Annotated in this window: 27 protein-coding genes; 12 read left to right on the top strand and 15 right to left on the bottom strand. The window is 42.3% G+C overall.

The window, feature by feature from the left end:
- Positions 1-123 precede the first annotated feature (123 nt).
- Positions 124-603 carry a TlpA family protein disulfide reductase gene (locus OFY17_RS10370; protein WP_263530661.1) on the top strand — a complete coding sequence of 160 codons (480 nt, stop codon included), beginning with the start codon at positions 124-126 and terminating at the stop codon, positions 601-603.
- Positions 604-615: 12 nt separating this feature from the next.
- Here OFY17_RS10370 and OFY17_RS10375 read toward each other — a convergent pair whose 3' ends face one another.
- The 9 genes from OFY17_RS10375 to OFY17_RS10415 all read right to left on the bottom strand — a co-directional run bounded on the left by OFY17_RS10375 (position 616) and on the right by OFY17_RS10415 (position 8,006).
- On the bottom strand, positions 616-1,047 hold the full coding sequence (locus OFY17_RS10375) for a copper chaperone PCu(A)C (protein WP_263530662.1): 432 nt from the start codon (positions 1,045-1,047) through the stop codon (positions 616-618).
- Positions 1,048-1,059: 12 nt separating this feature from the next.
- Entirely contained in the window at positions 1,060-1,569 is a 510-nt protein-coding gene (locus OFY17_RS10380) for a hypothetical protein (protein ID WP_263530663.1), read from the bottom strand.
- Between the two features lie 45 nt (positions 1,570-1,614).
- Entirely contained in the window at positions 1,615-2,241 is a 627-nt protein-coding gene (locus OFY17_RS10385; protein ID WP_263530664.1) for an SCO family protein, read from the bottom strand.
- Positions 2,242-2,261: 20 nt separating this feature from the next.
- Positions 2,262-3,146, bottom strand: a complete 885-nt coding sequence (gene cyoE / locus OFY17_RS10390; RefSeq protein WP_263530665.1) for a heme o synthase — start codon at positions 3,144-3,146, stop codon at positions 2,262-2,264.
- Between the two features lie 16 nt (positions 3,147-3,162).
- Complete coding sequence (gene cyoD / locus OFY17_RS10395) at positions 3,163-3,498, bottom strand: cytochrome o ubiquinol oxidase subunit IV (protein ID WP_263530666.1); 336 nt, start codon at positions 3,496-3,498, stop codon at positions 3,163-3,165.
- Positions 3,498-4,118, bottom strand: a complete 621-nt coding sequence (gene cyoC, locus OFY17_RS10400; protein WP_263530667.1) for a cytochrome o ubiquinol oxidase subunit III — start codon at positions 4,116-4,118, stop codon at positions 3,498-3,500. The genes cyoD and cyoC overlap by 1 nt, the downstream gene beginning before the upstream one ends.
- Before the next feature lie 70 nt (positions 4,119-4,188).
- A complete protein-coding gene (locus tag OFY17_RS10405) occupies positions 4,189-6,291 on the bottom strand; it encodes a cbb3-type cytochrome c oxidase subunit I (RefSeq protein WP_407659418.1) in 2,103 nt (700 codons plus the stop codon).
- Positions 6,278-7,129 (bottom strand): ubiquinol oxidase subunit II, encoded by an 852-nt coding sequence (gene cyoA, locus OFY17_RS10410; RefSeq protein ID WP_263530668.1) that lies wholly within the window; start codon positions 7,127-7,129, stop codon positions 6,278-6,280. Before cyoA ends, OFY17_RS10405 begins: the two co-directional genes overlap by 14 nt.
- Positions 7,130-7,628: 499 nt before the next feature.
- On the bottom strand, positions 7,629-8,006 hold the full coding sequence (locus tag OFY17_RS10415) for a VOC family protein (protein ID WP_263530669.1): 378 nt from the start codon (positions 8,004-8,006) through the stop codon (positions 7,629-7,631).
- Between the two features lie 156 nt (positions 8,007-8,162).
- Here OFY17_RS10415 and OFY17_RS10420 point away from each other — a divergent pair, with 156 nt between their 5' ends.
- A complete protein-coding gene (locus OFY17_RS10420) occupies positions 8,163-8,867 on the top strand; it encodes a helix-turn-helix transcriptional regulator (RefSeq protein ID WP_263530670.1) in 705 nt (234 codons plus the stop codon).
- 17 nt (positions 8,868-8,884) lie between these two features.
- Here OFY17_RS10420 and OFY17_RS10425 read toward each other — a convergent pair whose 3' ends face one another.
- From OFY17_RS10425 to OFY17_RS10445, 5 genes are read right to left on the bottom strand one after another with little or no spacing between them, the layout of a single operon-like run.
- Positions 8,885-9,427, bottom strand: coding sequence for a DinB family protein (locus OFY17_RS10425; RefSeq protein ID WP_263530671.1), 543 nt, complete (start codon positions 9,425-9,427; stop codon positions 8,885-8,887).
- A gap of 44 nt (positions 9,428-9,471) precedes the next feature.
- A complete protein-coding gene (locus tag OFY17_RS10430) occupies positions 9,472-10,107 on the bottom strand; it encodes an HAD hydrolase-like protein (RefSeq protein ID WP_263530672.1) in 636 nt (211 codons plus the stop codon).
- 52 nt (positions 10,108-10,159) lie between these two features.
- Complete coding sequence (locus OFY17_RS10435) at positions 10,160-10,714, bottom strand: GNAT family N-acetyltransferase (protein ID WP_263530673.1); 555 nt, start codon at positions 10,712-10,714, stop codon at positions 10,160-10,162.
- A gap of 9 nt (positions 10,715-10,723) precedes the next feature.
- Positions 10,724-11,773 carry a DUF2333 family protein gene (locus OFY17_RS10440; RefSeq protein WP_263530674.1) on the bottom strand — a complete coding sequence of 350 codons (1,050 nt, stop codon included), beginning with the start codon at positions 11,771-11,773 and terminating at the stop codon, positions 10,724-10,726.
- A gap of 12 nt (positions 11,774-11,785) precedes the next feature.
- Positions 11,786-12,628 (bottom strand): hypothetical protein, encoded by an 843-nt coding sequence (locus tag OFY17_RS10445; protein WP_263530675.1) that lies wholly within the window; start codon positions 12,626-12,628, stop codon positions 11,786-11,788.
- 117 nt (positions 12,629-12,745) lie between these two features.
- Here OFY17_RS10445 and dsbD point away from each other — a divergent pair, with 117 nt between their 5' ends.
- The 9 genes from dsbD (at position 12,746) to purD (ending at position 23,497) form a co-directional block, all read left to right on the top strand.
- Entirely contained in the window at positions 12,746-14,581 is a 1,836-nt protein-coding gene (gene dsbD / locus OFY17_RS10450; protein WP_263530676.1) for a protein-disulfide reductase DsbD, read from the top strand.
- Between the two features lie 237 nt (positions 14,582-14,818).
- Entirely contained in the window at positions 14,819-15,262 is a 444-nt protein-coding gene (accB, locus tag OFY17_RS10455; RefSeq protein WP_263530677.1) for an acetyl-CoA carboxylase biotin carboxyl carrier protein, read from the top strand.
- Positions 15,263-15,282: 20 nt separating this feature from the next.
- Entirely contained in the window at positions 15,283-16,623 is a 1,341-nt protein-coding gene (accC, locus tag OFY17_RS10460; RefSeq protein ID WP_263530678.1) for an acetyl-CoA carboxylase biotin carboxylase subunit, read from the top strand.
- Positions 16,624-16,740: 117 nt separating this feature from the next.
- Positions 16,741-17,631, top strand: a complete 891-nt coding sequence (gene prmA / locus OFY17_RS10465) for a 50S ribosomal protein L11 methyltransferase (RefSeq protein WP_263530679.1) — start codon at positions 16,741-16,743, stop codon at positions 17,629-17,631.
- Between the two features lie 46 nt (positions 17,632-17,677).
- Positions 17,678-19,003 carry a zinc-ribbon and DUF3426 domain-containing protein gene (locus tag OFY17_RS10470; protein WP_263530680.1) on the top strand — a complete coding sequence of 442 codons (1,326 nt, stop codon included), beginning with the start codon at positions 17,678-17,680 and terminating at the stop codon, positions 19,001-19,003.
- A gap of 152 nt (positions 19,004-19,155) precedes the next feature.
- The gene (gene dusB, locus OFY17_RS10475; RefSeq protein ID WP_263530681.1) at positions 19,156-20,124 is read left to right on the top strand and encodes a tRNA dihydrouridine synthase DusB; all 969 of its coding nucleotides are present in this window, start codon (positions 19,156-19,158) and stop codon (positions 20,122-20,124) included.
- Between the two features lie 72 nt (positions 20,125-20,196).
- Positions 20,197-20,475: a DNA-binding transcriptional regulator Fis gene (fis, locus tag OFY17_RS10480; RefSeq protein WP_263530682.1), complete on the top strand. Its 279-nt coding sequence runs from the start codon at positions 20,197-20,199 to the stop codon at positions 20,473-20,475.
- A gap of 74 nt (positions 20,476-20,549) precedes the next feature.
- A complete protein-coding gene (gene purH, locus OFY17_RS10485) occupies positions 20,550-22,127 on the top strand; it encodes a bifunctional phosphoribosylaminoimidazolecarboxamide formyltransferase/IMP cyclohydrolase (RefSeq protein ID WP_263530746.1) in 1,578 nt (525 codons plus the stop codon).
- Positions 22,128-22,210: 83 nt separating this feature from the next.
- Positions 22,211-23,497, top strand: coding sequence for a phosphoribosylamine--glycine ligase (gene purD / locus OFY17_RS10490; RefSeq protein ID WP_263530683.1), 1,287 nt, complete (start codon positions 22,211-22,213; stop codon positions 23,495-23,497).
- An 87-nt stretch (positions 23,498-23,584) separates the two neighbouring features.
- Here the strand turns inward: purD and OFY17_RS10495 are convergent, their stop codons facing one another.
- Complete coding sequence (locus tag OFY17_RS10495; protein ID WP_263530684.1) at positions 23,585-23,848, bottom strand: hypothetical protein; 264 nt, start codon at positions 23,846-23,848, stop codon at positions 23,585-23,587.
- A gap of 63 nt (positions 23,849-23,911) precedes the next feature.
- Here OFY17_RS10495 and OFY17_RS10500 point away from each other — a divergent pair, with 63 nt between their 5' ends.
- Positions 23,912-26,206, top strand: coding sequence for a 7TMR-DISM family protein (locus OFY17_RS10500; protein ID WP_263530685.1), 2,295 nt, complete (start codon positions 23,912-23,914; stop codon positions 26,204-26,206).
- The last annotated feature ends 28 nt before the right edge of the window (positions 26,207-26,234 follow it).

Raw genomic sequence — 26,234 nt, forward strand, 5'->3', positions numbered from 1 at the left:
TCTTAGTTCATGCTGCTCACCCAGTGGGAAATGCGTAATCAATAGGGTTTTAGTTCCAATTACTTGCCCGTGCCCACTCCCCTATATATTATGTCCAGCTCAAATATTTAGAGCCCCCTCAATATGACACTCAGTAAAAATATTGCTTTAGCGCTAAAGCTCCTAGCTTGTGCACTTCTACCTATTATTGTTTTGATCCTAGTCATGTCGTTACGGAGCAACCCGTCTTTTGAAACGGCATCGGGTGACAGCCATAACTGGAAAAGCGACAAGTGGACTATTGTGAATTATTTTGCTGAATGGTGTGCTCCCTGTTTAGAAGAGCTCCCTGAGTTAAATCAACTTGCTGAACGCTCAGATATTCGCGTTTTTGGCATTAGCTACGACAGCTTATCTGTTGATGAAATAAAAGGGCTAATCAATAAGTACCAAATTGAATTCCCAATATTAAAAAGCTCTGCTGTTCAGGCTCTGCCTCTGTCAATACCAGCTGTTTTACCAACAACTTACATCGTATCACCAGATGGCCAAGTAATGGATGCATTACATGGCAAGGTCACGGAAGAAGCAATCGATCATTTACTCTCAAATTTATCGAAGTAAAAAAAAGCTGAGTTAATTACTCAGCTTTCTTGGATCAATAACATTAAACTTAACCGCTTGCGATGTTCCGTCATCATAATGCAAAGTGATTGTCGCTATCTCACCATGTTTAACACGCTGCTTTAGTTTAATCAGCATAATATGGTAACCATTTGGCGCTAGATATACGGTTTCTTCCGCATCAACATCAATATAGTCAACTTTACGCATTATCATGCGGTCATTTTTCATTGAGTGCGTATGCAATTCGGTAAATTCCGACACATCAGATTCTACCTTAACAATGCGCACATCTTCTTTTGTTAAATTATCAAGAACTGCATAGGCTGCCGTATTATCGCTACCCGGCACATTCGCCCTGAGGTTTGTTCTATTCACCTCCAGTTGAGCTGAGAAAGCTACCGTACTCATAGTAGTAAGTAACAAAGCTATTATTTTTTTCATAAGACGTCCCTTTTAAATACCGCTGTGGCGACGAGAAACTAAACAGCCCGCCCCTTGTTGTGTGCTGGTGAGTGTCGCATTTTTCGTGAAGCGCTCTTTGTGGCGTAAAAAGAAACTATCGTCGCTTAATCGACCAACATATTCCCACTTTTTAAACACTTGTTCACGAACAGCAAGACAGGTTTCAGGTAGTGCGAAAGTCTCTTGATAGGATACCTCACACTCATTGTTAATCATTGGAGCTGCATTAAATTGCACTTGTGCATCACGATCTTTATAGGATACGACGCCAATAACTGTAAATGGATATTTATCGGCGTTGTGCTTTGGCTGATCAACATGTAAACGGTGAGCATTTTCACCAATCAGCTCATCGGCTATCGCAATCAGCGGCGCTTTACACAGCTCAATTTTATGCTCTTCCACAATCACGGACATGGAGGTTTCTGCCTGAACGTGAAAGGAAAACAGCATACTGGAAGCGATGGATAAAATAGACAAAGAATGACGCGAAATTAACATAACACACCCTTTATTTAGGAAGGTAAGGCAAAGTTCACTGAGAACTTAATTGGAAGAAAAATCGCCTGTACTTTGCAGCTGTTGAATACGGGCTGCTAATTCACTTGGCGTTGTGCTGTGACTCATAGTGGTAAATAACTTACCTGACTTATCTATCATATAAAAACGAGAAGAATGATCGACCGTGTATTCAAGAGCAGAACCCTCTAGATCCACCAGATCGAAAAACACACCATAATCTGATGTAACCTGATCAATCTGTTCACGGGTACCCGTTAGGGCAATAAGATCATTATCGTAGTAATCGCCGAAGTCATAAAGATCTTCTAACGAGTCCCTTTCCGGGTCAACGCTAATGAATAAAAACTGCACACCATTACGTTCTTCTTCCGTTAATTGCTTATAAGCTGCCTGAACAACACCAATCGAGGCAGGACAAGCTTCTGTACAACTAAGAAAGCCGAAATAAACAACACCAACCTTCCCTTCAATATCTGAAAGAGAGAATGGGCCCTGTTTAGTTTGTAAGGTAAAAGGACCACCAAGATCGCTAAGTGGTCGGTATTTTTCACCGATAGGATGGGTGGTGGTTGAAAAATATAAAACGATAATTAAAACCGACAGTAAAAGAGATAAGGCTACTGCAATTTTAAGAACTTTAGATTGGTTCATACTTTTCAACCACTCAATATTTATCGAGAAAGTGCCATTTCGACAGGGACATGATTTACATAATCTACGGAGATTAAGACACTAAAAACAGTGATAACAACGATTGAAAACACAAACATCTTGCGCCCCCAAACCTTTTCACTTTCCAGTTTATGGCCGGACTTTACTAGGTATATCCAATAAAGACTCATCAAGCTCACAACAAGCGCATACATGTTTCCTGCATAGCCTCTTTCTGCCAGCAGTAATGCTGCAAAGGCAAAGGCAACTATGTACAAGTACATATGATAGCGAGCAACTCTCATACCGTATTTAACCGGTAGGACAGGAATATCTGCTGCTTTGTAGTCATCAAATCGGCAAATAGCAATGGCGTAAGAATGAGGTATCTGCCAAAAGCAGAAAGTTAACAGCAATATTGCTGCCCCTACATCAAAACCGTTACTTACACTCACATAGCCCATTACTGGTGGACATGCACCAGATAAGCTGCCTACTAAAGTACCGTAGACTGAATTGCGTTTGTATTTCAGTGTATAAAAGCCAACATAAACAAGAATACCAATCACACCAAAGAGAACTGCATAAGCCGTTGTATAAGCATGTAGCAGCCAAAAACCAAGCGCCCCGAGAACTAAAGCCAAAGCTAAAGCGGAAGGTACGCTAACACGCCCCTGCGCTAAAGCACGGTTTTTTGTACGGTTCATTTTAAGGTCTATGTCACGGTCAACATAGTTATTGACGATACACCCTGAAGCAACAATAAAGGCTGTTCCAAATAAAACAGCGAGCAGTAACGAAACGTCTATATTGCCCTTTGATGCAAGGAAAAAGCCGCTGGCAGCGGCTATAAGATTTCCGAAAATAATGCCTGGCTTAGTCAGCGAAACATAGTCTTTAAACATAATTTTCTCGACTAAGTTAGTGACCCATAAGCATATTATGGTTCAAGTGTTCGAAGATCCATAGTGAACCCACTATGACGAACAAAAGAATAAATACAGTATAAATAGCAGAAGCTGTTAACCAAGTTTGATCAGAAGATCCGTTCATATGTAGGAAGAAAACCATTTGAACTAAAACCTGAGCAATGGCAGCAACCACAATAGCAATAACCGTAAAGGTGTCACTTGCTACTCCAGACATAACTAAATAGAAAGGAATTGCTGTTAATACGATAGATAGGATTAAACCTACTACGTATTCTTTAACGCTACCGTGAGCCTGTCCGCCATGAGTTTTTTCAGATGATGACATTACATTGCACCTCTCAAATATACGAAACTAAATACACAGATCCAGATGATGTCTAGGAAATGCCAGAATAAACTTAGGCAAGCCAATCTGATTTTGTTCTCATGTGAAAAACCATCACGGTTAAAGTGAACAAACAAAATCGCCATCCAAACCAAACCAACTGTTACGTGAAGGCCGTGGGTAGCAACTAAGCTATAAAAGGCTGTCCAGTAACCACTAGTTTGTGGTGTAGCACCTTCATGGCTGAAATGTACGAACTCGTATATCTCCATTGCCAAGAAGCCTAAACCAAGCAAGGCGGTAATTTTCAGCCAAAGCTTCATTCTGCCCATGTTTTCTTCATTGGCGCCCAACATAGCCATACCAAAGGTAAAACTACTTAAAAGAAGAAGAGCGGTTTCAACGGCTACGAAATTAAGGTCAAACAACTCATGTGGTGTGATACCACCTGCAAAGTTTTGGCTCATTACCGCGTAAGTGGCAAAAAGTGTACAAAACAGTAAACAGTCACTGATTACATATAACCAGAAGCCAAACATATAGCGATCAGCGGCTTCGGCCTCATGGTGGTGGTGATCATCATGGTCATGAGTATCATGATCGTTAGTTAATGCTGTCATAAAAATATTCCAAAATTAAAATTCTGGTTGCAGCACTATTTTATATAGTGCTGCAACGGCGGTTCATTGGTTACTTAGCAACAACCGAGCTGTCATTTTCTTTTGATGGATTCCATTTTTTGTAGTGCTTCGCATGTTTCTCGAAGTAGAACTCGCGCCCTTCATTACTCTTCAAGAACTCACCTTCAATGCGCTCTACTTCAGGAACTTCAACATAATAGTCTTTATCACGTTCAAAGTTGTATTTGATCCAGCAAGCAATGATTGCAGCTAAAGAAGCAAAGACCATCCACCAAATATGCCATACAAAACCAAATCCAAAGGGTAGCGTTAACATACCAAGCACTGGACCCGCCCATGTATTCTTAGGCATATGGATACGACCATATTTACTTGGGCGCTTGTAAGCTGTGCCCTTCTGCTTCATATCCAATAATGGATCACGATCGCTAACCTGAATCTCTTCACCGAAGTTGTAGAACTGTGGTGGAGAAGCAGTGAACCATTCTAAAGTATGGCCATCCCAAGGGTCACCAGTGACATCTTTGTAGCCTGGCTCGTTACGCTTGTACAAGCTCCATGCAATGTTCACAACTTGCGTACCTATACCAGCGGCAATCATAGCCACACCGATAAGCGCAATGTACATGCTCATCTGCCATTCTGGATTATCAATATACTGTAGACGACGAGTCATGCCATCGAAGCCTGTGTAGTAAAGAGGTAACCAAGCAAAGAAGTAACCGAAGAACCAAAGTGCTACAGACCATTTACCAAGTGTTTCATTCAACTTAGCGCCTGTTGCTTTAGGGAACCAGTAAGTAAAGCCTGCAAAGTAACCGTATACCGCACCACCAATAATTACGTTATGGAAGTGAGCAGGAACGAACATACTATTGTGCAATACAAAGTCGTTTGCCGGGATAGACAACATAACCCCTGTCATACCACCGATAGTGAAAGTAATTAGCATAGCAATTACCCACCACATAGAAGCAGTTAGCTCTACACGACCTTTATACATAGTAAAGATCCAGTTATAGAGTTTCACACCTGTCGGTATACCGATAATCATGGTCATGATACCGAAGAAGGCATTGACGCTTGCACCCGATCCCATTGTAAAGAAGTGATGTAGCCATACAAGGAATGACAAAATCATGATTACGATCGTTGCCCATACCAATGAGGTATAGCCAAACAGACGTTTTCTTGAGAATGTCGCAGTTACTTCAGAGATCATACCGAATGCAGGTAGTACCAAGAAATACACTTCAGGGTGACCCCAAGCCCAGATCAAGTTAACCCACATCATCTGATTACCGCCGTCATCGTTGGTAAAGAAGTTGAAGTCGAAGTAACGATCAAGTGTTAACTGGGCAATGGCAATCGTTAAGATTGGGAAAATAACCAGTGCAATACCGTTGGCACAGAAAGTAGTCCAAGTGAATACTGGCATTTTCATTAATGTCATGCCTGGAGCACGCATTTTAAGAATAGTCGCTACAAAGTTAACAGCTGTTAACGTGGTACCTAAACCAGATATTTGCAATGCCCATATCCAATAGTCGACCCCGACCCCAGGACTGTAATCAATCCCCGAAAGTGGCGTATAAGCCAACCAACCTACTGCAGCAAACTCACCAACAAACAATGAAATGTTTACTAGCAATGCGCCAACTAGGAATAGATAGAAACTCAATGAGTTAAGGAAAGGGAAGGCAACGTCTCGTGCACCGATCTGCAACGGCATGACAACGTTCATGATGCCGACCATTAATGGCGTCGCCACAAAGAAGATCATTATAACACCGTGAGCGGTGAAGATCTGGTCATAATGCTCTGGCGGCAAGTATCCAGCGCCAAATTCATCTGCCGTTGACAATGCTTGGTGTGTACGCATCAAAATCGCGTCGGAGAAGCCACGTAGTAGCATTATCAGGGCAACGATACAGTACATTATACCTATTTTTTTATGATCTACTGACGTAAACCATTCGTCCCACAGGTAGCCCCATAGTTTTTTGTAGGTAACAAAACCTACTACGAACAATCCACCTAAGATAGCGGCAATCATTACTGGCATTACCACTGGATCATGAAAAGGGATTACGCCCCAGTGTAATTTACCTGTTAACACATGAGGGTCTTTAATTAAATCAGTTTGAACCATTTTGGGCTCCGATGAAAGACTCAATAATATTCTTAAACTGTAGAGGATCTATTGAAGAGAAATGCTCTACTTTATGATCACGTGTCTTTTCAGTTAAGCGATCATATTCTGCGTCTGTTAATACTTGCTCTGAGGTTCTTACGCCTTCAATCCATTTCCCGTAATCTTCTTCTGACGTCACCTTAGCTTTGAAACGCATACCAGCGAAGCCAAAACCACTGTAGTTTGCAGAAATACCACGATATTCACCAACTTCGGTGGCCATCAGGTTCATACGGTTTTCCATTCCTGCCATGGCGTAAATTTGACCACCAAGTTTAGGAATGAATAATGAATTCATTGTTGATTGTGAAGTAACCAAAAACTCAACCGGACGATCTACCGGGAAAGCTACTTCATTCACCGTAGCAATTTTTTCTTCTGGGTATAAGAAAAGCCATTTCCAATCCATTGCAACCACTTGAATAGTAAGAGGCTCCTTATCGGAAGCGATCTCTTTCCTTGGGTCAAGTGAGTAGGAAGTGATATAGGTAATAACAGCTAATACAGCAATAATGACAACAGGCACACCCCAAGCGAAGAACTCTATCTTACTAGAGTGTTCCCATTCAGGATCGTAGACCTCATCTTTTTTACTTTCGTGGTATTTGTATGGAATCCAGATCGACATAATAATGGTTGGAATAACCACGATAAGCATCAGACCCATTGTAAGTAAAATAGTGTCACCGATTTCTTTACCTGTAACACCGCTAGAATCGAACAAGGCAAGCTCACAACCACTGAGAAGTAGTGCAAGCGAAAATACCATAGTTGATTGGAACAGTTTTTTCTTCATCTGTAACCTCAGAATGCCCTACAGCAAAAATATGCATACGGACCAGGCGTTAACAAAAAACGCTTAAAATTCATAAACATAACCATTTCACAAACAGTTATGAAAGCTAAAGTTCGCACTTAATACAACACCAAGTTACAAGTTTATTGACATAGATCATCAAAAAAACCTTATAACCTGTAAGTGTAAATCGAGCCCGTCGATTATATTTTTGCCCCACCCCTTTTACAATAGGAAGCAGCTATAAAATGCTAATTCAGCAAAATAATTGTATAGATAATCAATATTTACTTACGCATAAGTACGCAGATTGGTTCACCACTTGATGCAAATAGAATGACAGACTGAAGATATGGGTACAAACAAGATTCACCTCGTCGAGCAAAAGGCGATGAAGATATAAACAAAGACCGAACACTTTAGTAGGCTTTAGTTGAGAATTGAAAAAACTAAAAAAAGGCTGAAATTGCTATTAAGCCAATTTCAGCCTAGCTTAATGTCACTGCTTAGAATGCAATCCAACCACATTACCTTCAGTGTCTTTGATTATGGAAATAAAACCATACTCACCGATAGAGAATTTAGGCCTTTCCACTTGACCACCAGCCGATACAACACGCCCTTCTTCAACAGAGCAATCTTCACATGAAAAATACACCACTGTGCTATTTTGGCCGGGCTCTACGCCATCCATTTTAACTAAAGCCCCTGTTGCACCATACCCTTCCATACTCGATGGAAAAGACTTCATTACACAAGTGGAGTCAGCAGGATCACCTATATCTCCCAACTCAACAGTTAAAACAGCTTCATAAAATGCTTTCGCTCTTTCCATATCAGACACATAAATATCAAACCAACAAACAGGATTTTGCATAATTTCTACTCCATAAAATCGTATTAAAGATTGTGCTATACAACCAGCCAAGCAAACCTTAACTGGAATAATAGCCACTCTAACAACCCCCTACTGACAGCATGATGTCAGTAGGGTTAAAGTAAGCTATGAATCGCTTAGATTGGGATAGAAAACATGCGTAGAGCAGATAGATTAATCAAATTAGTTCACTTTATGAGAAGTCGACACAGAGCCATCACCGCTCAACAAATTGCGGATGAATTTAGTATTTGCACACGCACTGTCTATCGCGACATTCAAGACTTAATGGATTCCGGTACCCCTATCGTAGGTGAAGCGGGTGTGGGTTACATGATAGACAAGCAATTTTACCTTCCCCCCATCACTTTCGACGCTGACGAGCTAGAAGCTATCGGCTTAGGTATCAGCATGGTACGCCAATGGACAGATGAAAAGTTTGCTCAAAAGGCCAATGAAGCATTTGCAAAAATTCAGGCTGTATTGCCTGCCAATCTACAAGGGGAACTTCAACAAATAACGGCTTACGCCATCCCTTCAAGACCAGTATTACCATGGTCAGTCAGCTTCTCTGATTTACGCGAGTTCATTCGTAAACAGCAAAAAATACATATCAACTACATAGACGAAAAGGAAAAAACAACCAGTCGAGACGTACGCCCATTGTCATTATTCTTCTTCAGCCCTGTATGGGTATTAGCTACTTGGTGTGAAAAAAGACAAGACTTCCGCAACTTTCGCATCGATAGAATTCAATCCCTAACGGGTCTAGATGAGTTTTTCAAAGATGAGGAAGGGAAAGACCTAAACACCTTAATTCTGAGAGAAACAGGCGCTCCATTATGTGACTTTAACAAATAACTAATGAAGCGAATTCACTATACGACTACAACATCAGGAATATTAATTAGCAGATCAGTAACACCAAGATCAATCCCTTGCTGATTTAGCAGTGTCGAGACTTGTCCCCTATGGTGCGTTTGATGATTAAAGAAGTGTTGCACAATGTGGCCAAAGTTTTTATTAAAGCGGACACCCGTAGTACTTACATATGAGATAACCCTAGATAAGTCACTATCTTTAAGCTGTTTTGCAAACAAGAGTATAACCTCATCCATCTCGAAACGTTTTCCTTTTAATATAGAGAAATCTGCATACAGCATAGCATCAAGAGAAGACGGCTTAGGCAAGCTTCTCACATAGCCTAAGGACTTATCATCTTCCACATGGTCAGCAAAGCGCTGCAGCCAGATAGTATCGCCGATAAGAATATGATTTAGAGTATTGATAATGGAACCAAAAAAAGCCTTTCTATCTTCTAGCAACTCGTCCTTAGTCAATCTCGAACAAGCAGCATAAAGGCTCTGGTTCATTGTGGCATTGTATTCCGCCATGAGTACAAAATTTGATTGTTGTGACATTACACATCCTTAAACCAATCCAGCCAATCCAAGCATGGAAGAGCCTATCCAATAAGCTTTAACAAATCATTAGGAGAGGCAAATAAATAAGCAGGTTCATGCTCTTCTAATTCCTCAGGAGAGCCATACCCCCACAATACACCAGCAGACGCCAAACCATTCTTATGCGCCGCAGTTAAATCTACATAACGGTCACCAATCATGAGTGCATCCCCACCAATTTGGTTATTTTGCTTTAGACTCTCTAATTGTTGCCATTTTTCTACACCGATCTCACCACCGTTAATAAACTGAAAACAGTCTCGCAATTCAAATAATGACAAAATACGCTCAGCAAAATCGACTCTTTTCGAAGTACAAACCCCTAACTTAAAACCTGCAGACAAGAGTCGTTCAAGCGCATCTGGAACACCTTCATACAAAACATTCTCGGCGAAACCCACTTCAGAATAGCGTTCGCGATATTTTGCTACCAAGGAAAAAATAAGCGCATCATCGCTAGATTGAGTAAGCTGCTTGAAGGTAATGTCGAGAGGAGGGCCTATAAAGGTAGCGAGAAAGTCTTCATTTTGCTGCTCAAAACCATGAGCCGAAAGCGCATAGTTAAGCGACTTCACAATCCCTTCTTTGGGGTCGCTAATGGTACCGTCTAAATCAAAAATCAAACAACTGTGTTCCATAAATCTCCCTTTATTACCTAATCTGTATCAACCTTGAACACCAACAAAGCCATTACGACAATGGGAACACCTTACCTAACAAGTGAACGCTTTGTTTATTTCGCTCTATTTGAGCAATATCAGGCAACAAGCCCCATTCTTCAAAACCTTGCTTGGAAAAAAAGTTCAAACTCTTCGTATTTTCAGCATAAACATACGCCACCAAGTGAGAGAAACCTATCTCATGTCGATTGGTAATAAGGTGATCGAATAAAGCAGAAGCCACTCCCAATCGCTGATACTCGCTAGACACGTAAAAACTCACTTCACGGGCATTATCAAAAGCAGGCAAGCCGTAAAAGGCTTCGACTGAACACCAACCAGCCACTTTCCCTTTTTTCTCTTTGGGGCTAATTGAGTTTTCTTTATCGATATAGAAGGAATCAATGACGAGTAAGGGTTTTTGCTTGGTAGCAGATTCAATCCAGTCAATCACATCGACTAGATTGATATTTTTATGCTTTGAGACATCCTTACGAAAAGGGTCAATTTCTAGATAAATAGCAAGAATATCGGGAGCATCCTCTAATTTCGCAGGACGTATACACCCGATATTTTTACAATCCATAGACTATGGCTAGCCTTGTTCCAACAATCGACGTAAGTCTATGATGGCGGTATTCGCTCTCGATATATAAGAGGCCATTACCAATGAATGATTCGCCAACATACCAAAACCACTGCCATTCAAAATAATAGGCGACCAAATACTTGATTGAGTCGCTTCTAATTCTCGAATAATTTGACGCAAACTTACCAAGGCATTTTTATCCTGAAGTACGAAGAAGAAATCCACCTCGACCGCACGCAACATATGCATTAACGCCCAGCTAGTACCACGTGCTTCATAAAAAACATCATCTATCTTCAACCAAGGGGTTTTAACATACTGATAAGCCCCTGTATCACTAGTCTGACGCGCATTTGCATCTCCTGCCAAATCTGTATTCTCTCGTACGCTAGCAACACTCGCTGATAAACGCTGAGACATACTGCCTAACCGAGTACTGATATCGGATAACCAGTCAGCAAGATTATCTGCACGAGCATAAAACTGGGCATCGTTTTTAGAGGTGTCAGCCAAACGATCAAGGTATTCCATTAGCTCTTGGTTACCTCGACGATATTCGCTCTCACTGGATGGTAATGCCCAGCTTTTGTTATCAAAGTTAAACTGAGGCTCAGCTACTTTTAGGTTCACGTCTTCTGTGGATTGAGATTGGGAACGGCTAAAGTCTTTACGGAACGCTCGTGCTAGATCTCTGGCTTGTACCAAAACACCAAATTCCCAAGCTGGCATGTTATCCATGAAGATACCAGGTGGCGCTAAATCATTGGTAATAAACCCGCCCGGCTTTTCCAACAAGGTATCCATAATGCTATGAAGTGTACTTGCCGTGGTATAACCAACAACAAGCTTCTTACTATTATTTAGGTAGCCCCTTTCCTCTGCCTTTGCTTTTGCCGTGTCAACAACATCAAACGCATCTGGTTCACTGCTCCAGTACATGCCTAGAAAGCTCAGTAGTATTACTAAAATCGCAACAATAGAAACGGCCACTTTCCACAGCCCCGAAAAATTCACGCGCTCTTTAAATTGTTCTAACTGACCTGTTAACCATGACATATCTGTCCTACCTTAATCCTGTTGTAACTCTATTTTATAATCAGTACGGTGAAATATCATAGCCCGTAGACGAAACTCTGGCGTACGGCTATTAATTATCTGATACAACAAACGAGCTTCTTTATCTTTCGCCCAAGAAATAGCAATGGGAGCACGCTGTTCATTTACCTTATCTATTATAGGCTGAAGCAGCTCCAGCACTTCATCATCACTCAAAGAAAACAGTTCTTTAGGTAAGAAATACACATTCTCTTGTTGCTTACTTTGTTCTTGATCATCATTAGCCGCAAGTGTTTTTTTCTTTTGTTGCTGGGCAGCATGTCGGGCTTCATCTAATCTTTTTTGCTGCAAATCCTGTATTCTCAAGTCTATTTCATTTATCAGCGGGTCCTGTGAATTCACAGAGCGGGCGGATTCTAAGTAGCGTGAAGCTTGTCGATAATTGCGACCCTGTGCTGCTTGCCAAGCCCATTCACCATATAGCTCAACAATATTAGCAATCCCCTGAGTCGCTTCAAAGTTACCGGGATCTCGCCCTAACGCCGCTTGAAAATATAAGTTTGCATTATCTTCTTCAGGAGTCAGTAAACGTCTTGCCGCAAGTGCCTGCTCTCCTCTCTCAATAAGGCCTAATGTAATTTTTTCAAAAGCTGAAATTGTTTTTTCTTTGTTTTTTTCTTTAGCTTCAAGCTTACCATCAGCAGCAGCCTCAATAGTTTTAGGCTCTTCCACTTGCTGAGTTGGAGCATGATCACCTTCCAATAAAGGCTCTTGATCTTTTACCGGAGCTAGGTTTTGCTGACAAGCTGTCAGGAATAAAGCAGAAAATAGCAAAGAAAATAGTTTTTTATTCAATTTATCACCTTGTGATTGGCAACTTTTGGGTGGGTTGTTAGTCTACACCTTCTATCTGGACTGTTGAAAGTCAGTTTTGTACCGACAGCCCTCAATTCATTAATATTGTAGATATCTATGCGCCCACTTATTTTTTTGCTGCTACTTTTTATCCAAAGTATTGCCCATGCTTTTACGTTCGCCCCAACATCAAGCCTAACAAAACCCAGTTTTTTACCGGTAGAACAAGCTTTCCAGTTTTCTTTATCCACTCCGAAAGATGGCAAGATCTTGGCTTCATGGACAATTCATGAAGGCTATTACTTATATCAAGAGCAATTCCGTTTATCTGGTAAAAATAAAGACAAGCTACATTTTTCTCATTTTCCAGATGCCGAAACAAAAAACGACCCCTATTTCGGTGATGTGCAAATTTATCGTAACACCCTTACCTTACCTATCTACTACGACATTAATCTGCCTGTAGGTAGCGAAATTGATGCCACACTGTCTTATCAAGGCTGCGCCGATCAGGGGCTTTGCTACGCCCCTCAAAACACGCCTATCTCATTTACCGTTCCAGAACTCTCTGCAGACGCACGCCCCTCACCTGACAACACGAAAAATGGGAACACATCTAAAGCCTCTACCGCTAATTCAATTGCACCATCTGAGACTCAGGCCATAACCGAAACCCTTAAATCGAGTAGCATTTGGATCGCCCTAGGCACCTTATTTCTTCTAGGCTTACTTCTTTCATTAACCCCTTGCGTTCTACCTATGGTGCCTATTGTCAGCGCCATTGTTGTTGGCACACGAGATTCAAGAATGGGGGCATTTTATTACAGCTTTATCTATGTTCTGGCTATGGCACTCACCTACTCTTTAATTGGTGGCTTAGTCGGCATTTTTGGCCTGCAACTTAATCTGCAAGCACAACTGCAAAGCCCATTATTGTTAGCAACATCCAGTGTTATATTTGTCCTATTAGCTTTGGCCATGTTTGGAGTTTACGAATTACGACTCCCTTCTTCATGGCAAAATAAGTTACAAGTAACAGCATCAAGTTCCCAATCTTTATGGAGAACATCAGGCAGCACCTTTATAGCTGGGGTTTTATCCACTTTAATTGTCTCTCCTTGCGTTTCCGCACCATTGGTTGGCACCTTGCTTTATATAAGTGGCCAAGGAGACGCGTGGTATGGCGCACTTATGCTTTTCACTATGGGAGTCGGCATGGGAATCCCTTTGCTATTAGTTGGTTTATTTGGCTCTAAGGTGCTACCCAAGAATGGCGAATGGTTACAGGACATAAAAAACGTGATGGGGCTGGGGCTATTAGCCGTTTCGGCTTGGCTGATGTCTCGCTGGATTCCGGAACACGCTCAGCTATTTCTCTGGGGCTTACTGGCTTTATCTATAGGTAGCTACTTTATACACAGAGCCTACAATCATTCTCACCCTATCCGCTGGCTTATCGCCATCACCTTTTTACTCATTGGTATAATGGAATTTATAGGGGGCGCAATGGGAAATAAGGAAGCTTTACAGCCATTAAAATCAACCTACACCCCTAATTCGACTGAGACGTATAACACAGTACATTTTGATGCCAGCATTGGCAGCTTAGAAGAGCTTCAGAGAATAATAAGCAACCAAGATGACAGACCGATAGTACTGGATCTATATGCAGATTGGTGCATCAGCTGTCGATACGTTGAAGCCATGTTTGCTTCTCCCGAAGCTCTTCCTCTAACAAAGCAAGTACAGCTCGTTAGGGTCGATGTTACGCAAAATTCACAAGAGAACAGAGAAATAATGAAAGCCTTTTCATTATTTGGACCACCCTCCATTGTTTTTTTAGACCCCCAAGGAAAAGAACTTAAGCAACTCACATTGATTGGCGAGCCCACTCAAGCGGAACTAATCGAACGACTACAATTCGCAGTAAGCCAGCAACTCAAAAAACCCTAGTTTACCAGAGATCAAAAAACACACATACGGAGTGTTTTTCGGTTTTTTTACCGAAGAACTGGACAATTTCACGCTTTTTCACGATAATTTCACCCTATAGATGCTTTAGTTACTTTTATTTTTTTTAAAAGCCGCTATCTTACACTCAAGACCGCACAATTATAGGGCGGCACAGTTTAACAATTATCCAGTGTGTTTTGCTTCACTGGGTCAATAATGACAATAAAGAGAGAAATCATGGACATTCGCAAAATAAAGAAACTAATTGAGCTGCTAGAAGAATCTAACGTATACGAGATTGAAATCAAGGAAGGCGAAGAAGCTGTTCGCATCAGCCGTGGCGGTGCAGCACCTATCGTTGCAGCACCAGTTGCTGCTCCTGTCGTAGCGGCTCCAGTAGCTGCGCCTGCTCCAACAGCAGCTCCAGAAGCTCCAGCAGAAGTTGCTGGTCACGCAGTAAAATCACCAATGGTCGGCACTTACTACAAGTCATCTGCTCCAGGTGCTAAACCATTCGTTGAAGTAGGCCAAAAAGTAAATGCTGGCGATACTATTTGTATCGTTGAAGCAATGAAAATGATGAACCAAATTGAAGCTGATAAATCAGGCACAATTGGCGCAATCTTAGTAGAAGATGGCGAGCCAGTTGAATTTGATCAACCACTTGTAACTATCGTTTAATTTAAACAAGAGGTTTTATCATGCTCGATAAAGTATTGATTGCTAACCGAGGCGAGATCGCGCTACGTATTTTACGTGCGTGTAAAGAACTTGGTATCAAAACCGTTGCTGTCCACTCCAAAATTGACCGCGACCTATTGCACGTTCGCCTTGCAGATGAATCTATCTGTATTGGCCCCAATCCATCAGCACAAAGTTATTTGAACATTCCTGCAATTATTAGTGCTGCAGAATTAACAGATACTTCAGCTATTCACCCAGGCTATGGCTTCCTTGCAGAAAATGCAGATTTTGCTGAGCAAGTAGAAAACTCTGGATTTGCTTTCATTGGCCCTAAAGCTGAGACAATCCGTCTTATGGGCGATAAAGTATCTGCCATTAAAGCCATGAAAGAAGCTGGCGTTCCGACAGTACCAGGCTCAAATGGCCCTGTTCCTACAGACCCAGACGAGTGTTTACGTGTTGCCCGTGAAATCGGCTTCCCTGTTATTGTTAAAGCTGCCGCTGGTGGTGGTGGACGTGGTATGCGTGTTGTTCACAACGAAAGCAGCCTATTAAAGTCTATTAGCATCACTCAATCTGAAGCAGGCTCTTACTTTGGTGACAGCACGGTTTACATGGAAAAATTCCTACAAAACCCACGTCACGTTGAAGTTCAAGTACTTGCCGATGGCCAAGGTAATGCTGTTCACCTTTATGATCGCGACTGCTCTTTGCAACGCCGCCATCAAAAAGTTCTAGAAGAAGCTCCTGCCCCTATGCTTGATGAGACATCTCGCCAAGCGTGTTTACAAGCTTGTGTTGATGCCTGTATCAAGATTAACTACCGCGGTGCAGGTACATTCGAGTTCTTGTATGAAGACGGTGGTTTCTACTTCATTGAAATGAACACTCGTGTTCAAGTAGAGCACCCAGTAACTGAAATGGTTACAGGCGTAGACATAGTGAAAGAACAGCTGCGCATTGCAAGTGGTCTACCACTGTCCCTTAAGCAAGAAGACATCAAGCTTAATGGCCATGCGGTTGAAGCGCGTATTAACGCAGAAGATTCAAAAACCTTCATGCCATGCCCAGGTAAAGTGGAATACTTCCATGCTCCAGGCGGTATGGGTGTACGTGTCGACTCACACCTATACAGCGGTTACTCTGTTCCACCTACGTATGATTCAATGATTGCAAAAATCATTTGTCATGCAGCAGATAGAACAGCGGCTCTTAAACGCCTATCTGGCGCTCTTGATGAAACTTTTATTGATGGCATCAAAACCAATATCGATCTTCAAAAAGATCTCGCAAATGACGGTAACTTCATTGCTGGTGGCGTAAACATCCATTATCTTGAGAAAAAACTCGGTCTTTAACGACTTACAATACCCCCTAATGGAAACAAAATTTCATTAGGGGGTATTAATTTCCTCTCGCCTCTCCCCCCAAGCTTAGTTATCCTATTAGGGTTCTTAACCTATTGGACTCACTTTATGCCTTGGCTTCAAATTCGTATACACACCACTCCAGACCACGTCCCAGCTTTCGAAGACACCCTACTAGAATGCGGCGCACTCGTTGTGACATTTGAAGACGTTTATGATGACCCTGTCTATGAGCCTGATTTAAATACGACCCCTCTATGGCGTAACACCAAGGTAACAGGACTGTTTGAAGCAGATATTGACGTAGATGCCGTGCGTCCTGTCGTTGAGCATAAAGCGACGTCAATTGGGGAAACGAATATCGATTTGAAAATCGAGATACTAGAAGACAAAGACTGGGAAAGGGAATGGATGGATAGCTACCACCCTATTCAATTTGGGGAGCGCTTATGGGTATGCCCTAGCTGGCGAGACGTGCCAGATCCAAATGCAGTCACCCTGATGCTAGACCCTGGATTAGCTTTTGGTACAGGCACGCACCCAACGACTGCTTTGTGCTTACAATGGTTAGACAGCATAGATTGTGAAAACAAAACACTCATCGACTATGGCTGTGGCTCGGGTATTTTAGGCATTGCTGGCTTATTGCTCGGTGCTAATAACATGATAGGTATAGACATCGATCCACAAGCGATTCAAGCAACCCAAGCCAATGCTGAACGCAACAACATAGATTCAAGTCGAATCGAGGTAAAACTCCCACCATACGAGTCAGACCTTCAAGCTGACATAGTGGTTGCGAATATCTTAGCAGGACCTCTCGCACAACTGGCGCCGACTATTTCCTCATTGGTAAAAGATGGTGGACAGCTGGCCTTGTCGGGGATATTGGCTAATCAGGCAAAAGAAGTTATCCTCGCTTATCAAGAATGGTTCACGATAGAATCCGTTACTGAGCGAGACGAATGGGTTCGTATCGTCGGCGTCAAAAACGCTTAATAACTGAGATCAACAGGTCTGCTTTACTTAAGGAAATACCTCCCCTATGGCCAATAGCTTAATCACACGTTGCCCAAAATGTTCCACTGCATTTCGTGTTACAGATGACGTACTAGCCATGGCAAAAGGTAAAGTAAGGTGTGGGCAGTGCTTTCACATATTCGATACAGCTAAAGTAGCCAATCAAGTACCTCAACCAACGAAGGCCACACCTACTAAAGCAGAGCCTGCTACTGCCGTAAAAGCAAAAGAGAACCTTGTAACGGCAGCTCCTGCTGAAGAGCCAAGAAAAAGTGCCTCTTTAGATGAGGATCACAACAAGAAAACACCCATTGAACAAGCAACAATAGAGTCAGACTTAACCGCTGATGATGAAATCATCAACCCTGACTGGCTGCAAACCTTGTTTGATGACGAAGATCTTCAACCTCCCGAAGACCCTCTTTCACCTAAAGACAGTCTGACACCTAAACCTATAAATGACGTCAAAAGTAACACAGAGAAAAACAGCCAGAAAAAAGCAGATGAACGCTCCCAAGACGACTTAGCCCCTTGGGAATTAGAACTTGCAGAAGTGGAAGCTGCTCTTCAAAAGGCACGTAATACCTCTAAGAGCACGCCCAAACCAAAGGCGAGTAAAGCGACTGAAAAGCCTGCTATTCAAAAACCCAAAGCACCACAAGCAAAGTCTCAACCTCAAGGCAGCGAGCCTGCCCAAGAACCAGACTACATGGTTGCTTTGCATTCTCTTGCACAAACAGCTTCGGCACAAGCACGCCCTTCGGATATAAAAAGTCAGCACAGCATCTTAGAGCAGCTGTCCGCCCAAGAAAGCTTAGCCCCTCTCTTTGAAGAAAACGAGCCAAAGTCGCACACCAAGAAATCACGAACTTGGTTATGGTTTATGGGCTTTATTTTGGGAGCTGCCATATTAGTGGGGCAAGTTGCGACCCATTATTTTGATGCTGGAAGTCGCTCTCCCAGCTTACGACCATTCTATCAAATGGCCTGTTCCTATTTGGATTGCGCTCTACCCGGCTTTGAAGACATTACTGGAATATCGATTCAGCATGTGCGAATTCAAAGTCACCCGAGCATTCCTGATACGCTTTTAGTCAACGCCATCATGACCAACACCAGCAGTTTCTCACAACCTATGCCTAAAATTGCGCTAGAGTTTTTTGACTTAAACGGTGCCCCTGTTGCTGCTCGGCTTTTTGCCCCCAGAGACTATCTTCACAAGGACTTTCTCGACATTACCTATATGCCATCAAACACACCTATTCACTTGGTTATCCCTATTAAAGACCCGGGGGCCACAGCGGTTACTCATCAACTAAACGCCTTTTCTGCAGACACTCGATCTTATTAGTGCCTCATTTTCTAAATGGTTTCATAAAAAGGTTAAAAAACAGTCAATTTTTAATCTGTCAAGACTTCAAAAACATCAATTGCCTAGGTATTATTCACGCCCGCTAACTTAGTTGGCGCTCTTTAATATTTCATCCAGTATTCAGGAACATCATGGCATTTGCTATTGGTCCATATCATGTAGAGAAGCCGGTCATTCTTGCACCTATGGCAGGTGTAACAGATTTACCCTTCCGACGTCTTTGTCATGATCAAGGGGCTGGTTTAGTGGTTTCCGAAATGGTTACTTCCGATGTTCGACTTTGGAACTCCAGCAAAAGTCGCCATCGTTTAATTCATGATGACGAAGTTTCCCCAAGATCAGTGCAAATCGCAGGAGGCGACCCTGTCATGATGGCCGAAGCAGCTCAGCAGAATGTTGAGTTAGGCGCGCAGATCATTGACATTAATATGGGGTGCCCTGCCAAGAAAGTCTGTAATAAGGCCGCTGGATCCGCCTTATTAAAGGATGAAAGTTTGGTACGAGAAATACTGGAATCTGTTGTAAATAGTGTATCGGTTCCTGTCACTCTAAAGATTCGCACAGGCTGGAGTCTGGATCAAAAAAACGGCATTAGCATTGCTAAAATGGCAGAAGATATTGGTATCCAAGCCTTAGCTGTTCATGGACGTACGCGTGAATGCAAGTTTAAAGGCCAAGTCGAGTACGACACAATCGCTGAAATTAAACAGCAACTGTCCATACCCGTTTTTGCCAATGGTGATATTAACGACCCAATCAAGGCGAAGTATGTAAAAGACTACACCAATGCTGATGCCATTATGGTTGGACGGGCCGCCCAAGGAAGACCGTGGATATTTCGCGAAATAAATCATTATTTACACACCAACGAGCTGCTTAACTCACCTTCTCTAGAAGAAGTAAAGCAGCTTGTGATGAAACACGTTGTCAGACTACATGAGTTTTATGGCGACTATTTGGGTGTTCGAATTGCCCGTAAACATGTTGGTTGGTATCTACAGACGCTTGAGGACAAGTCACAATTTCGTGCTGTTTTTAATCGTATTGACAACCCGCAAGAGCAATTAGACAAACTAGAAGCATTTTTTACTGCTGAATAAATTTATGACTTAATGTATGAGACTGCTTATACATTAAACAATGGTTAATTTAATATAATAGAAGGTTACTCTGTGTTAGAACAAACTCAAGCATATACATTCAAAACCGCTTCTTCTGAGCAATCACAAACACTACGCGATAATGTTGAAAAAGCCCTACACAACTATTTTTCTCATCTCGATGGGCAACCAGTAACAGATCTATATCAGCTTGTTTTAGCAGAAGTAGAAGCACCCTTGCTAGAATCTGTAATGAGCTACACCAAAGACAATCAAACTAAAGCATCGACCCTACTAGGCTTAAACCGAGGCACACTTCGTAAGAAGCTAAAACAGTACGGCATGCTATAAGAATCACTGATAAAGGGCGTTTTCGCCCTTTTTCATTTTATTTCCCCTTGTTTAATCCTATTGCGAGAACCATGATGGCAAATCAAAAAACAGTTACTCCAATCAAACGAGCTTTAATCAGCGTTTCTGACAAATCAGGCATTGTCGAATTCGCAAGAGAATTAACGGCTCAAGGCGTTGAAATTCTATCTACTGGTGGTACTTACAAGCTGTTGCTTGAAAATAAAGTCCCTGCGACAGAAGTATCAGACTACACAGGCTTCCCTGAAATGATGGACGGCCGAGTAAAAACGCTTCACCCTAAAGTACATGGCGGCATTCTAGGTCGTCGTGATATTGATGGGGCTATCATGAAAGAGCACGGCATCGACGAAATTGATATGGTTGTTGTTAACCTATACCCATTTGAAGCCACTATCGCTCGACCTGATTGCGATTTACCAATGGCGATAGAGAACATCGATATTGGTGGACCAACTATGGTTCGTTCTGCGGCAAAAAACCACAAAGACGTTGCTATCGTAGTTTCCCCTGCTAGCTATGAAGGCATTCTTGCTTCATTAAAAGCAGAAGGCGGATTAACTCTCGACCAACGCTTTGATTTAGCGGTTCAAGCTTTCGAACACACTTCCCATTATGATGGCGCTATCGCTAACTTCCTAGGCAAAAAAGTAGAAGGTGGTAGCGAAGACTTCCCTCGCACTTTCAACTTGCAATTCGATAAGCAAGAAGAAATGCGTTACGGCGAAAATCCTCACCAAAAAGCGGCTTTCTATGTTGAAAGCAATCCGCAAGAAGCTTCTATTAGCACAGCGAAACAACTACAAGGTAAAGCCTTATCTTATAACAACATTGCTGATACTGACGCCGCTCTTGAGTGTGTAAAAAGTTTCGATAAGCCAGCCTGTGTTATTGTTAAACACGCTAACCCATGTGGTGTTGCTACGGCAGATTCTCAACTAGAAGCTTATGATCTCGCTTTCCAAACGGATCCAACGTCTGCATTTGGTGGCATCATTGCTTTCAACCAAGAGTTAGATGCAGCGACAGCGAAAGCCATTGTTGAGCGTCAATTCGTTGAAGTGATTATCGCACCAAGTGTTAGCAAAGAAGCCGTTGAAGTGGTTTCAGCAAAACAAAATGTACGCTTACTTGAATGTGGCCAATGGTCTACAGAAAAGCCTGCCGCGTTGGATTACAAGCGTGTTAATGGCGGATTATTAGTTCAAGACCGTGATGACGGTGCCATTACATTAGCAGACCTAAAAGTAGTCTCTAAACGCCAACCTAGTGAAGAAGAGTTGAAAGACTTGTTATTCGCTTGGAAAGTAGCAAAATTTGTTAAATCAAACGCTATTGTTTACGCCAAAGCAGCGCAGACTATCGGTGTCGGTGCAGGCCAAATGAGCCGTGTATACAGCGCGAAAATCGCTGGCATTAAAGCCGCTGACGAAAACCTAGAAGTCGTTGGTTCAGTTATGGCCTCTGATGCTTTCTTCCCATTCCGTGACGGCATTGATGCCGCCGCTCAAGCTGGCATCACTGCGGTTATTCAACCGGGTGGTTCAATGCGTGATGAAGAAGTTATCGCTGCAGCAGACGAAGCTGGAATGGCAATGGTATTTACTGGCATGCGTCACTTCCGCCACTAAGAAAAGCGTTAAGGAGGACAGTTCATCCCCCTTAACTAAATTTCTGAATTGGCCTTTAGGCTTTGCGAAAAAGGGTTTATACAATGAAAGTTCTTATTATTGGTAATGGCGGCCGTGAGCATGCATTAGCATGGAAAACCGCAGAATCAGATAATGTTGAAAAAGTATTCGTGGCTCCAGGAAATGCGGGTACAGCAACAGAAAACAAAGTAGAAAACGTTAATATCGGTGTCACTGATGTTGCTGATCTCGTTGCGTTTGCAAAAAGCGAAAGCATCGACCTTACTATTGTAGGTCCAGAAGCACCGCTAGTTATTGGTGTTGTTGATGCCTTTGAAAAAGAAGGTTTGGCGATTTTCGGCCCAACGGCTGGCGCAGCTCAATTGGAAGGCTCTAAAGCCTTCACTAAAGATTTCCTAGCTCGTCACGATATTCCAACAGCAAGCTACGGCAACTTTACTGAAATCGAGCCTGCTGTTGCCTATATCAAACAGCAAGGCGCACCTATTGTTGTTAAAGCCGATGGCCTAGCGGCTGGTAAAGGCGTTATCTTGGCGCAAACAGAAGCGGAAGCCATTGAAGCAGTCGAAGACATGCTACAAGGCAATGCTTTTGGTGATGCCGGCAGCCGTGTTGTCATTGAAGAGTTTTTGGTGGGTGAAGAAGCTAGTTTTATCTGCATGGTAGACGGCGAGACCGTTCTGACTATGGCGACTAGCCAAGACCACAAAGCACGTGATAACGGTGATAAAGGACCAAATACTGGTGGCATGGGCGCTTACTCCCCTGCACCTGTTGTAACACCTGAAATTCATGACCGCATTATGAGCGAAGTCATCATGCCAACCGTAAAAGGCATGAACGCTGAAGGCAATCGCTACCGCGGCTTCTTGTACGCAGGTGTTATGGTTGCTCCTGATGGCACTCCAAAGGTTCTAGAATATAACTGCCGATTCGGCGATCCTGAAACTCAACCTATCATGATGCGTTTACGTTCTGATTTGGCTCAAATGTGTTTAGCTGCGATCAATGGTGAACTTGAGAGTGTGGAAGCGGATTGGGACCCTAGAGCAAGCCTAGGTGTGGTTCTAGCTGCTGGCGGCTACCCTGCAAGCTACCCTAAAGGCGATGTTATTTCTGGTTTGGATACTAAGCTTCCGGCTCATCAGAAGGTATTCCAAGCAGGTACGGCTTTAGAAGGTGATGATGTAGTTACCAACGGTGGCCGTGTACTATGTGCCGTTTCTCTTGGTGATACAGTTGCAGAAGCACAAGCTGGCGCCTATGAAGTTGTGGATACACTTTCTTGGGATAAAGTCTATTTCCGAACAGATATTGGCCATCGCGCAATATCTCGTGAGAAAAGCTAAGCCTTAGACTCAAAAAGTACGCTTTACAAAAAAGGCCTTCCGATCGCTCGAAAGGCCTTTTTTAATCACTCAGAGTTGCTTTAACCACTAGTCACCACTCTTTTCTTTTAGCGACGCTTCTTTTTTATTAAGCCAAGCTTTAAATACACGACCGACTTCTAAACACAACAGACCAAATACAACGCCTGCCATCCAGTCAAAAGCAAGCACAAAGCCTAATGTTGCCAGCATTCCATAGCCATATATGAAATTAGTTCTAGAGTTTGGAGCCTCTCTTCTTGTCCACCATGTGACAGCCAATAGCAATAAACTAAACCAAATATAATGTTCGACTAAAATTGGATATAGCATTCAATCCCCTATCTAGTTAATAATGACAGCCTACTTTGTATTTCGTTAGCTGAGGCGACCAATTTGCTTTACCGATTCATTTTACTCTTTTTGCTTTCTGCCTCCAACCTAACTTGGAGTGCAACAGAAATTGCCATATTAGATGACGAAAACAATAGGGTTAATTTAGCCGAAAAAAGCTCCTATATTATTGATACAAGCGCCCAACTTTCTATTTCATCCATTGCCTCCGATAATCACCTTAAACACTTCAAGCCCATTCAACGGGAGTTTGTGCATTTCTCAGATATAAATGGCAACGTCTGGTTACGCAGTGATATTGCAATAAGAACGGCAACAAGCTCTCCAGTTATCTTGGAGGTCGTCTCACCAAGGCTGCAGATACTCGATATTTATTTGCCTAGCATAAACAGCACTCAACCTATCATTGAATTAGGTGGGAAAAGGCCTTATAGCAATCGACAAATCAAAACCTTTAACTATGTTTTCAGCCTTCCTGCAAACTCGCCTCCAGTTTTCACTCTGTATTTGAAGCTTGCTTCCAATGGACCAATTAACGCTCAAGTACAACTAAAAACCCTATCCGAATTAAGTGAAAGCGCCAATAAAGAACTGCTATTTAATGGATTATTGACAGGGGTATTATGCTTACTCCTATTGATGAATGTGGCTTTCTTCTTCAAATCGCTACAACCTATGCATCTAGCATACGCTGGTTTTCTTTTGACGATTGCTATTGTCCACCTTGCTATTAACGATCAACTGTCGCAATTTTTCCCGAACACGCTAGGCGCCCAAGACCATCTATATTATTCTGCGCTACTTCTGTCATTTAGCTTCACTACTCTCTTCTCGCGGCTATATACGGACAGTAAAAAGCTCACAAAAAAAACAGATACATTATTAATTCTTTTAAGCCTTCTGAGCGCATTATTAGCCATTTCCTTTTCTCTTTTACCAGAGCAGCTTCAAGTCATTTCCATACTCATAATGCCTACTCTGTTAATGGTGCTTCTACTCTTTTACGCGATATACGCTTTCATAAAAAGTCTGCCTTTCTCAGGTTTTCATCTAGTAGCAAGGCTAGTACTTTTTACAGGTTATGCCGTTTGGTCATTGTCTATGTATGGCATCATCCCTAGCATGGCCGCTTTAAAATGGGGGCTTATTACAACTGTTATTTTTGAAGCTCTCATCTATTTGATTAGTATGATTACGCAAAACTCTCCACTGCAGAACAATAGAGACTATGAGCCTAATCGCACTCAAACCGAGGTACTGGATCTTTTATCTGATCTATCTAGCCGCTTACGCCGCCAGATCAATATTATCGGCGGTGGATTAGCACACCTAGAACAAGCTACTCAATCTAGTAGTGCTCGACAGCTATTATCCAGCAGCAAAACCGCTAACAGTAATATTCAAGGGCTTATAGAGCGTATTGATTACCTTAATGATTTAAAGGACAACCAATACACGGAACAGATTGACCCTATTCCTCTTAATCAACTCATTGACAACGCTTATAGCAACTTCCAACGACTTGACCAAGATAACTCGCTCCTCGATATCCCCACGGAAGACACTGACCATGTGGAAATACTACGCAACGGCAAACTGATTCAACACCTCATTGAGGTTCTAGCTCTAGAGTTCAAACACTTTACAGATCAGACGCTAACCCTGACGGTGCGTCATTTAGTCATTAATCGAGAAGGCGTTACTGTGCTGGAGATTAATTGCTATCCATTACCAAATCGCATTCAAGATGCAAGCAGCTTCGATCTCGGCATCAGCTATATCAACTATTTGGTGCAGCACTTAAAAGGCGACGTAAAGATATCAGACAAAACAAGCCAAAAAAGAATCAATATTCGCATTCCTGTTGTTAGTCATTTACGCCAACTTAACCATCAAATGGAAATCCAAAATACCTTCGATGTTATTTTGTTTGGCCAAGAGGACGATGACTTACAAAAAACACTCTCATTATTACAAGAACACCCCAGTAGAATAGAACACTTCGACACCTTAGAGGCCTTGCTAGACAACCTTAGCTCACCAGAAAAACGAGAGGCTGGAAGTATTATTTTGGTCTTTGATAATGGCGGCCACATTCCTCATATCACACAACAGAGGATTCTCCCTCTTATGCGGCCAGAAGATCAGTGCCTACTCATTAGCGACAATGTTAAAATGTCTTTAGATTATGCTAAACGACTTGGGTTTGACGATATCCTGCTATGCTCTGAGCTAGACAGTCAGTTCATGAGAAAATTTGCACACCTAACGCAGAAAGGTAGCCGATTAAAAGGCAATTTTATGTCACGCATCAATACTTTGCGTAAAGCAACTTGATACCTACACTAAACTTTGAATAATACCC

It is taken from the genome of Marinomonas sargassi (assembly GCF_025716875.1).
In the GTDB taxonomy this organism is placed as follows: Bacteria; Pseudomonadota; Gammaproteobacteria; order Pseudomonadales; family Marinomonadaceae; genus Marinomonas; species Marinomonas sargassi.